Source organism: Streptomyces sp. PA03-6a (assembly GCF_033792765.1).
GTDB lineage: Bacteria > Actinomycetota > Actinomycetes > Streptomycetales > Streptomycetaceae > Actinacidiphila.
Genome location: NZ_JARAVK010000319.1, coordinates 1 through 8709 on the forward strand (window position 1 = coordinate 1; position 8709 = coordinate 8709).

At 72.6% G+C, this 8709-nt stretch carries 12 protein-coding genes; 10 read left to right on the forward strand and 2 right to left on the reverse strand.

The window, feature by feature from the left end; genetic code table 11:
- From PV350_RS41220 to PV350_RS41240, 5 genes are all read left to right on the forward strand, one after another.
- On the forward strand, window positions 1–221 hold a 221-nt coding region (locus PV350_RS41220; RefSeq protein WP_500338533.1), incomplete at its 5' end, for a hypothetical protein.
- Window positions 218–640: a roadblock/LC7 domain-containing protein gene (locus PV350_RS41225; protein ID WP_499515451.1), complete on the forward strand. Its 423-nt coding sequence runs from the start codon at window positions 218–220 to the stop codon at window positions 638–640. The genes PV350_RS41220 and PV350_RS41225, both read left to right, overlap by 4 nt.
- A 14-nt stretch (window positions 641–654) precedes the next feature.
- Window positions 655–1050 (forward strand): DUF742 domain-containing protein, encoded by a 396-nt coding sequence (locus PV350_RS41230; RefSeq protein ID WP_499515452.1) that lies wholly within the window; start codon window positions 655–657, stop codon window positions 1048–1050.
- The gene (locus PV350_RS41235) at window positions 1031–1621 is read left to right on the forward strand and encodes a GTP-binding protein (RefSeq protein ID WP_500338534.1); all 591 of its coding nucleotides are present in this window, start codon (window positions 1031–1033) and stop codon (window positions 1619–1621) included. Before PV350_RS41230 ends, PV350_RS41235 begins: the two co-directional genes overlap by 20 nt.
- 147 nt (window positions 1622–1768) lie before the next feature.
- Complete coding sequence (locus PV350_RS41240) at window positions 1769–2440, forward strand: hypothetical protein (RefSeq protein WP_499515454.1); 672 nt, start codon at window positions 1769–1771, stop codon at window positions 2438–2440.
- 27 nt (window positions 2441–2467) lie between these two features.
- Here PV350_RS41240 and PV350_RS41245 read toward each other — a convergent pair whose 3' ends face one another.
- Window positions 2468–2896, reverse strand: coding sequence for a PPOX class F420-dependent oxidoreductase (locus tag PV350_RS41245; RefSeq protein ID WP_500323247.1), 429 nt, complete (start codon window positions 2894–2896; stop codon window positions 2468–2470).
- 34 nt (window positions 2897–2930) lie between these two features.
- Complete coding sequence (locus tag PV350_RS41250; RefSeq protein WP_500338535.1) at window positions 2931–3950, reverse strand: alpha/beta fold hydrolase; 1020 nt, start codon at window positions 3948–3950, stop codon at window positions 2931–2933.
- 239 nt (window positions 3951–4189) lie between these two features.
- On the opposite strand from PV350_RS41250, the gene PV350_RS41255 reads away from it, so the two are divergent.
- The 5 genes from PV350_RS41255 (at window position 4190) to PV350_RS41275 (ending at window position 8623) form a co-directional block, all read left to right on the forward strand.
- Entirely contained in the window at window positions 4190–6460 is a 2271-nt protein-coding gene (locus PV350_RS41255) for a sensor histidine kinase (RefSeq protein WP_499515457.1), read from the forward strand.
- A complete protein-coding gene (locus tag PV350_RS41260; protein WP_018562311.1) occupies window positions 6457–6867 on the forward strand; it encodes a roadblock/LC7 domain-containing protein in 411 nt (136 codons plus the stop codon). Before PV350_RS41255 ends, PV350_RS41260 begins: the two co-directional genes overlap by 4 nt.
- A 6-nt stretch (window positions 6868–6873) precedes the next feature.
- A complete protein-coding gene (locus PV350_RS41265; protein WP_499515458.1) occupies window positions 6874–7266 on the forward strand; it encodes a DUF742 domain-containing protein in 393 nt (130 codons plus the stop codon).
- A 52-nt stretch (window positions 7267–7318) separates the two neighbouring features.
- A complete protein-coding gene (locus PV350_RS41270) occupies window positions 7319–7798 on the forward strand; it encodes a macro domain-containing protein (RefSeq protein ID WP_499515459.1) in 480 nt (159 codons plus the stop codon).
- A 96-nt stretch (window positions 7799–7894) separates the two neighbouring features.
- Window positions 7895–8623: a DUF6397 family protein gene (locus tag PV350_RS41275; RefSeq protein ID WP_500338538.1), complete on the forward strand. Its 729-nt coding sequence runs from the start codon at window positions 7895–7897 to the stop codon at window positions 8621–8623.
- Window positions 8624–8709 lie beyond the last annotated feature (86 nt).

Sequence of the window (8709 nt, forward strand, 5' to 3'; positions counted from 1 at the left end):
GGTCGGCGGGTGCGGCGGCCTCGGCGGACTTCTCCAGCCCGGACAGCACCTGTCCGGTGGCCCGGTCCCATGTGGCGAGGCTCGCCCCACAGCCCGGCGGCACCCGGCCCGGCCCAGGAGGGCCGGGCCACCACGACGGTCCGGACACGATGCCCGGGGACGGCGAGCAGGACCACGCCCGCACCTCGGCCCGGGCACCCCGCGAAGGAGAGCACGGATGATCGACGCATCGAACCGGTCCGGTGAACTGGACTGGCTGCTGGACGACCTCACCGACCGGGTGGACAACGTCCGCCACGCCGTGGTGCTGTCGGGCGACGGCCTGGCCGTGGGCTCCTCCCGCGGGCTGACCCGGGAGGACGCCGAGCACCTGGCGGCCGTCGCCTCGGGCTTCCACAGCCTCGCCAAGGGCGCCGGACGCCACTTCGCGGCCGGCCAGGTCCGGCAGACCATGGTCGAACTCGACCACGGCTTCCTCTTCGTGGCGGCCGCCGGCGAGGGCTCCTGCCTCGCGGTGTTCACCGGCGCGGGCGCCGACGTGGGCCTCATCGCCTACGAGATGGCACGCCTGGTCAAGCGCGTGGGAGAGCACCTGCACACCCCGCCGCGCCTCGGCGCCGCCGGCCCGGCCGCCGGCTGACCGGCGCACAGGTGATGAACGGCGCGCACCCGCGGAGTCCGGACGGCCACTGGTACGACGACGCGGCCGGGCCCCTGGTGCGCCCGTACGCCATGACCGGCGGCCGGACCCGGCCCGGCACGGCCGTCGCAGCCCTGGACCTCATCGCCCTGGTGCTCGCCGAACCCGGCGCCGCCGACGACCCCACGCTGGAGCCCGAGCACACCGCGCTGCTCGTGCTGTGCCGGGAAGAGCCCCTGTCGGTCGCGGAGCTGGCGGCCGACGCCGACCTGCCTGTGGGCGTCGTACGCGTCCTCCTCGGCGACCTCCTGACGCTCGGCAGCGTACGGGTGAGCAATCCCGTACCACCCGCGCACCTACCCGACGAGCGCATCCTGCGAGAGGTGATCAATGGACTCCGGGCACTCTGAGACGCCGGTCATGGCCCTGAAGATCCTCATCGCGGGGGGCTTCGGGGTCGGCAAGACCACCATGGTGGGCGCGGTGAGCGAGATCCGGCCGCTGCGCACCGAGGAGCAACTGACCGAGGCCGGGCGTCACGTGGACGACACCGGGGGAGTGGAGCGGAAGGCCACCACCACCGTGGCGATGGACTTCGGCAGGATCACCATCAGGGCGGGTCTGTCGCTCTACCTCTTCGGCACCCCCGGCCAGGACCGCTTCTGGTTCCTGTGGGACGAGCTGTCACAAGGGGCGCTCGGCGCGGTCGTGCTCGCCGACACCCGCCGCCTGGAGGACTGCTTCCCCGCCGTGGACTTCTTCGAGCACCGGAGCATCCCGTTCGCGGTCGCCGTCAACCGTTTCCCCGGCGCGCTGGAGCACCGCCCGGAGGACATCTCACGCGCCCTGGACCTGCAGGACGGCACCCCCGTCGTCCTCTGTGACGCACGGGACCGCGCATCGGGCAAGGAGGTGCTGATCGCCCTCGTCGAGCACGCCGGGCGGATGCACGCGGCACGCCTGCTGGAGTCGGTGCGCTGACGATCCGTGGAGCGGCGGGGCACCCTAGCAGAACGGCGCCGCCGAAAAAGGAATTCACAGTGCATTGAGAGGCAGCCCAACCGGGTGCGTACAGGTGGCCAGACGGGGCGCACGGGCCCCGACGCCCCTACCGCGCAAGGAGTCCAGATGCACAAGCGGATCGGTGCCGCAGTCGCCGGAACGGCCGCTGCCCTCCTCCTCGTCACCGCCTGCGGCGGGTCGAACGGCTACGACCAGGCGAGCAGCGTGGCGCCGGCGGCCCAGCAACAGGACGCGGCCCAGTCGGCCACCTCGCAGCCCGGCTCCGGGACCACCTCCGGCGACTACGGGTACGACAGCGAGACCTCGGCCGACCCCTCCTCGGGCACCGACGACGGATACGCCGGCGGTACGGACGACAGCTCCGACAGCGGCAGCGCGGACGCCGCCTCCGACAAGAAGTGGCCCATCCTCTCCGTCGTCAACGACGCCAACCTGGGCGACATCCTGGTCGACTCCAAGGGCCGCACCCTGTACCGCTTCGACAAGGACACCGACTGGCCGATGGTGTCCAACTGCACCGGCGAGTGCCTCAAGAAGTGGCCGGCGGCCAAGCCCGTCACCAAGGCGCAGGCCGAGGCCGCCGGTCTCAACCCCAAGCTCGTCAGCACCTACACCCGTCCGGACGGCACCAAGCAGCTGTCGTACAACTGCTGGCCCGTCTACTGGTACACCGGTGACACCAAGCCCGGTGACACCAACGGCCACGGCGTGGGCGGCACCTGGTGGGCGATGGGCGCCAACGGCAAGAAGGCCAACGGCGGCAAGCCGATCCGCTGACCCGGGCCGGTGGCGGGCGCCCGACGCTCAGTCCGCCACACCGGACTCGGCGAGCACCTTGTCGATCCGCACCCGCACCAGGAGTTCACCGGGCACCCCATTGCGCGCCCCGAACTCCTCGGCGACGTCCTCGCCCATGTAGCGGGCGGCGAGCCGGGTGGCCCACTCCCGCAAGGGACCGGGCTCCTCGCTCACCTCCGCCCGTCCCCGCAGGACCACGTACGCGAACGGCGGCCGGTCATCGTCCACGCACAGGGCGACCCGGCCGTCGCGCGTGATGTTGCGGCCCTTGACCGTGTCCTTGCCCGTGTTGAACACGACGTCGTCGCCGTCCAGCAGGAACCAGACGGGCGCCACATGGGGCGTGCCGTCCGCCCGCGTCGTCGCCAGCTTCCCCGTACGCGTCCCGGCGGAGACGAAGGCCCGCCACTCTTCCTCGGTCATCCTGTGTCCCATGCCCCCATCCTGCCCCGGACGGCGGCGGACGGCCTCAGGACCCGCTGGAGGGGTGCGGCGGCTCGACCTCCTGGTAGAGCGGCGCGTCCACCCGACCGCGCCGCAGCAGCCGGCGCCAGAGGACCGGGTCGTACTCCTGCGGCGTGGTGGTGGCGAGGAAGTCCTCCAGTACGTCGACGAATCGCCCGGGCGCGTCATGGTGCGGGAAATGCCCGGCGTCCTCGAACAGCTCCAGCCGGCTGCCCGGCATCGCGGTGTGCGCCCTCAGCGCATGACGGACCGGGATCACCCCATCGTGCTCGCCCCACATGATGAGGGTCGGCAGGCCCGCCGTCAGATAACTGCGGTCCATCATCGTGATGACCTGCCCCCGCAGGTCCACGCCGGCGCGCAGGGTGCGCAGGAAGGCCTGACGCGCCTTGGAGCTGTCCAGCATGAGGTAGCGCTCCAGGACGTAGTCGAAGTCGTGGCGGCCCAGCCCGAGCCCGCCGGTGGTCCGCAGCAGCGGCGCGAGCAGCCGCAGCGCCCCGCGCACGGGCGGCGAAGTCGCCAGCGGCAGCGTCACTTCGGAACCCGGGCCCGCCGCCAGCCGCAGCAGCGGGTGCACCTCCGGCCCCAGACCGCCGCCGCCCACGATCACCAGGCGTTCGCACCGCTCCGGGAACTGGTAGGCGAACTGCATCGCCACGCCCGCCCCGAGCGAGTGGCCCACGACCGACACCCGGTCGACGTCCAGCACGCCCAGCAGGTCGCGCATGCCGCACGCGTACGCCGCCACCGCGTAGTCGGCGCGGGGCTGCTCGCTGTCACCGTGGCCCAGCAGGTCCGGCGCGATGACCGTGTGCCGCCGCCCCAGCCGGGGCAGGATGTGCGCCCACGTCGCCGACGAGTCGCCGAGGCCGTGGATCAGCAGCAGCGGCGGCCCGCTGCCGCCCAGCCGGAACGCACGCCGGTAGCCGTGGATGTCGCGATGGACCAGAGGAACGCCCTGCGAACCGTCCTCCGTGTCCGGGGCGGGACCGTAGACCCGGCGTACGACCTGTCCCCGTTCCATGCGTCCAGCGTGCGACAGCGGGGTTTCCCCCGCAATGCCGCGCCGTTAGCGCGACGTGAACGCGCTTGCGGTGGGAGGAGTGGGGCCCGGCAGGGTACGTCGTTCCGCCGCGTCCCGCACCTGAGGGCGTCCGGTGGAAAGGGATTGTGAGATGTCACAGTCGGCGCCACGAAGGGGGCGTTCGTGGGTCAGACTGTGCCCCTCCCCATCGAACCCATGGTCGACCGAGGACCTCACGCATGCGCCTGCGCCCCCGCACCATCCGCACGCAACTCGTGGTACTTCTCCTGGTGCCGCTGCTCTCGCTGGCGGGTCTGTGGACATACAGCACCTTCACCTCGGTGCGCGGGGCCTTCGCCCTCATGGGGATCGCCGACACCTACCGCTACTACGGGACCCCCGCGGACGACCTGGGGCGCGCGCTGCAGGTCGAGCGGCGCGTCGCCGTCGCCTATGTGGCGTCCGACGGCGCGAGCGGCGGGCCCGAGTTGGAGAGCGCCGAGCGCACCACCGACCGGATGCTCGCGGTCGTCCGCGACCACGCGCGCGAGCAGGCGCAGGGAACCGAGCTCGACCTCGCCCAGCGGCAGCGGATCACCGAACTGGTCACCGCCGCGAAGGACCTGGCGCCGCTGCGCGAGGACGTCCGGCAGCGCGACGTCGGCTGGTCGATGACGCTCCACCGCTACTCGGCTGTGATCGACCCCATCTTCCGGCTGCGCGGATCGCTCGCCGCGCTCCAGAGCGGCGAGGTCGCCCGGCAGGGCGGCTTCGTCATCGACCTGGTCCGGGCCAGGGAACTGCTGTCCCGCGAGGACGCCATGCTCACCGCCGCGCAGCTCGGTCCCGCCATGACGGGCAGCCAGTACCGAGAGTTCATCGGCACCATCGACGGGCGCAAGCTGCTGCACTCCATCGTCGACCCGGAGTTGACCAAGGCCGCCAAGGAGCGGCTCGACGAGTTCGAGGGCGGCAGCGTCGCCTGGACGCTGGACTCCATGGAGGCCGCGGCGCGTGGGGCGGGCGCCAAGGACGTCGGCCTGGTCGTCTCCCAGGACCGCTGGCGCCAGAACGCGGACCGGGCCCTCGCCGAACTCAGCGACATCAACGTCGACGCCGCCCGCGAGGTCGGCGAGCGGGCCCGCGACGACGGCATGGACGTGCTCGTGCGGACCGGCGCGGTCAGCCTCGCCGGACTGTTCCTCGTCGTCCTGTCGGTCGTCATCTCCCTGCTCATCGGGCGCGGCATCGCCCGCCGGCTCACGCTGCTGCGCAATCAGGCCCTGGAGCTGTCCGGGAGGCGCCTGCCGGAGGTGCTCCGCAGGCTCCGCGCCGGCGAGGAACTCGACGACGCCGCGGTCGCCCGGGCCGCACCCGACCTGCGCTTCGGCGCCGACGAGATCGGGCAGGTCGGCCGGGCCTTCAACAACGCCCAGCGCGCCGCCGTCCAGGCCGCCGTCGACCAGGAGAAGCTGCGTCGCGGGGTCTCCGCCGTCTTCACCAACCTGGCCCGCCGCAGCCAGGTGCTGCTGCACCGTCAGCTGACGCTGCTCGACGCCATGGAACGCCGCTCCGGAGACCCGGCGGACCTGGACGACCTGTTCCGCGTCGACCACATCGCCGTCCGCATGCGCCGGCACGCCGAGGGCCTGCTGATCCTCTCCGGCAACGCACCCGGCCGCGCCTGGCGCCGCCCGGTCCGGCTCGCGGAGGTGGCGCGTGCCGCGGTCGGCGAGGTCGAGCACTACCAGCGGGTCGTCGTCCGGCGCATGCCCCGGGTGGCGCTGACCGGCCCCGCGATCGCCGACGTGCTGCACCTGCTGGCGGAACTCATCGACAACGCCACCGCCTTCTCGCCGCCCGACACCAAGGTCGAGGTGCGCGGTGAGGTCGTCGCGGGTGGCTACGTCCTGGAGGTCGAGGACCGCGGCCTGGGCATGAGCGCCGAGCGGCTCGCCCAGGCCAACAACGAACTCGGCGAGGCCGGCGCGGGAACGGAGCTCCCGGAGACGGACCGGCTGGGCCTGTTCACCGTCGGGCGGCTCGCCGCGCGGCAGGGGGTGCGCGTCACCCTGCGCCGCGGGCGGTTCGACGGCACGGTGGCGGTGGTGTTCGTCCCGCAGTCGGTGCTCGTGGACGCCTCGGGCGACGACCTGGAGACCGGCGAGCAGGTGCTGCGCCCGCGGGCCGTGCCCGAGCCGCCGGGGCCGGACCGGGCCGACACGGCGCCGCGCACACCACGGCCGCGGCGGGGACCGACCAGGCCGCGCGAGGAGGGGCGCACCGGGACGGGGTTGCCGAAGCGGCAGCGGCAGGCCAGTCTCGTAGCGCAACTGAGGGACGACGGGGCGCACCAGAGCCCGGCGGAGTCGCTTGGCGGGGGAGAGGAAAGGGAACGATCTCCGGAAGAGGCTCGTTCCACCATCACGGCGTTCGCCCGCGGCCTGGCCCGCGGCAGGGACGCCGCAGCACCGCAAGGGACAGCGGAGACCGGGGAGAACGGGGGATGACGGTGAGCAGTGGACTCACATGGCTGATGGACGATCTGACAGAGCGGGTGCCGCACGTCAGGCACGCGCTGGTGCTCTCCGGCGACGGTCTGGTGACCGGGGCGAGCACCAGTCTGGACCGTGCCACGGCCGAGCACCTGGCCGCCGTCTCGTCCGGGTTCCACAGCCTCGCCAAGGGCGCTGGCCGGCACTTCGACGCGGGCGGCGTGCGGCAGACGATGGTCGAGTTCGACGACGGCTTCCTGTTCGTCACGGCCGCGGGCGAGGGCAGTTGCCTGTCGGTGCTCAGCGGTGTGCAGGCCGACGTCGGGCAGATCGCCTACGAGATGACCCTCATGGTCCACCGGGTCGGTGAACACCTCGGTGTCACGCCGCGCCGGCACGACGCGGCGGCACCGGGGGAGTGATGAAGCATGAACCCGAGCCCGCCGGGAGACGAGGGCGCGCTCTGGTATGACGACGAGGCCGGTCCGATGGTGCGCGCCTACACCATCACCGGCGGCCGCACCCGGCCGGACTCCGACGGTGACGTCGACCTGATCGCCGTCATGGTCCCGGCCGTCGGTACGGCCCCGGACGACCACCTCGACGAGGAGCACCTGGCCCTCCTGGACCTGTGCCGGGACAGCCCGCTCACCGTGGCAGAACTGGCCGCGGACGCCGACCTCGCGCTCGGGGTCGTCCGCGTGCTGCTCGGCGACCTCCTCCGGGACGGCCACCTGCGGGCCATCCGGCCCGTGCCGCCGGCCGAACTGCCCGACGTGGGGCTGCTCAAGGACGTCATCGACGGCCTGCGCGCCCTGTGAGCCGTGCCGCCGCTGCGGCGGCGTTGTCGGACCCCGGGCGTACGGTGACCGCATGGAGGGGATCACGTACGTCCGGGGGGACGCCACCGCGCCGCAGGGCAAGGGCGTCAAGCTGATCGTCCACGTCTGCAACGACCTGGGCGGCTGGGGCAAGGGATTCGTGGTCGCGCTCTCCCGCCGCTGGCCGGAACCCGAGGCCGCGTACCGGCGGTGGCACCGCGAACGCGCCGGCAACGACTTCGCCCTGGGTGCCGTCCAGTTCGTCCGCGTCGGCGAGTGGGTCTGGGTGGCCAATCTCGTCGGGCAGCGCGGCATCCGCAGGGGCAGCCAAGGCGTACCCGTGCGGTACGAGGCGATCGACGCGGGGCTGGCCCTGGTGGCTGAGAAGGCGGCGGAGCTGGGCGCGTCCGTGCACATGCCGCGCATCGGGTGCGGGCTCGCGGGCGGCCGGTGGGAGCGGGTCGCGCCGTCGGTCGAGGAGCGGCTCGTGCGCCGTGGGATCTCCGTGACCGTGTACGACCACGGGGCGTGAAGCGGAGTTATCCACAGGCCCGGGCGGATGTCGCCGGGAGGACCTATCGTCGTGACTGTCAGTGATGGGTCGCTACGGAAGGTCAGGGGGAGTGGCATGGCTGTCAAGGAGACCGTCGTCCGGGAGGCGCTCGGCATGCAGCGCGCCCGGGAGGAACTGTGCCTGGAGGCCGAGGAGTTCGAGGTCGCGCTGCAGACCGGCGAGGTACGCACCGCACCGGCCGTCGGCGGGCGCCGGCGTGTCGTGCGGGAGGACGTGGACCGGCTGCGCGCGGAGGAGGGCTTTCCCGACCGGCTGCGCGCGCGGCTGGAGTTGATGGGCAGCATCGAGGGCGCGGCGCTGATCGGGATCAGCCGGGAGCGCTTCACCCGGCTCGCCAAGGGCGGCTTCCTCCGCCCCGTCCGCTGGTACGTCAACCGCTACCGCGCCGTGGTGTGGCTCTACCTCGCCGAGGACGTACGGCGGTTCGCCCGGGCCCATCCCACCCTGCTGGAGGGCAGGCTGCCCGCCGAGCTGCGCGACGCCCTCGACGAGGGCGAGGACCACCGCGCCCGCGGCTGGCGGGCCCGCCGTGTCGAGGAACTCGTGCGCGACGCGGAGGGCGCCTGGGGCGAGGCGGCCGCCTGGTCCGCCCTGCTCGGCCCGGAACGTGCCGCCGACGCGGTGCCGGACACCCGTGAACGGGCCTACCTGCGTCGGCTCTGCCCGGCGCTCCCACCGGGGAGTACGGGCTCCTACGCCACACGTGAGCTCATCGAGGCCCAGACTGTCGCCGGCCACCCCGACGAGATCACCTTCGCCCAGGTCTCGCTTTGTCTCTTATAAACATCTCCAAGCCCACGAAACCTCTCTACACCCCGATTGCCCTTTTCTCTTTAAAAAAAAAAAAAAAAAAAAAAAGACATACACAA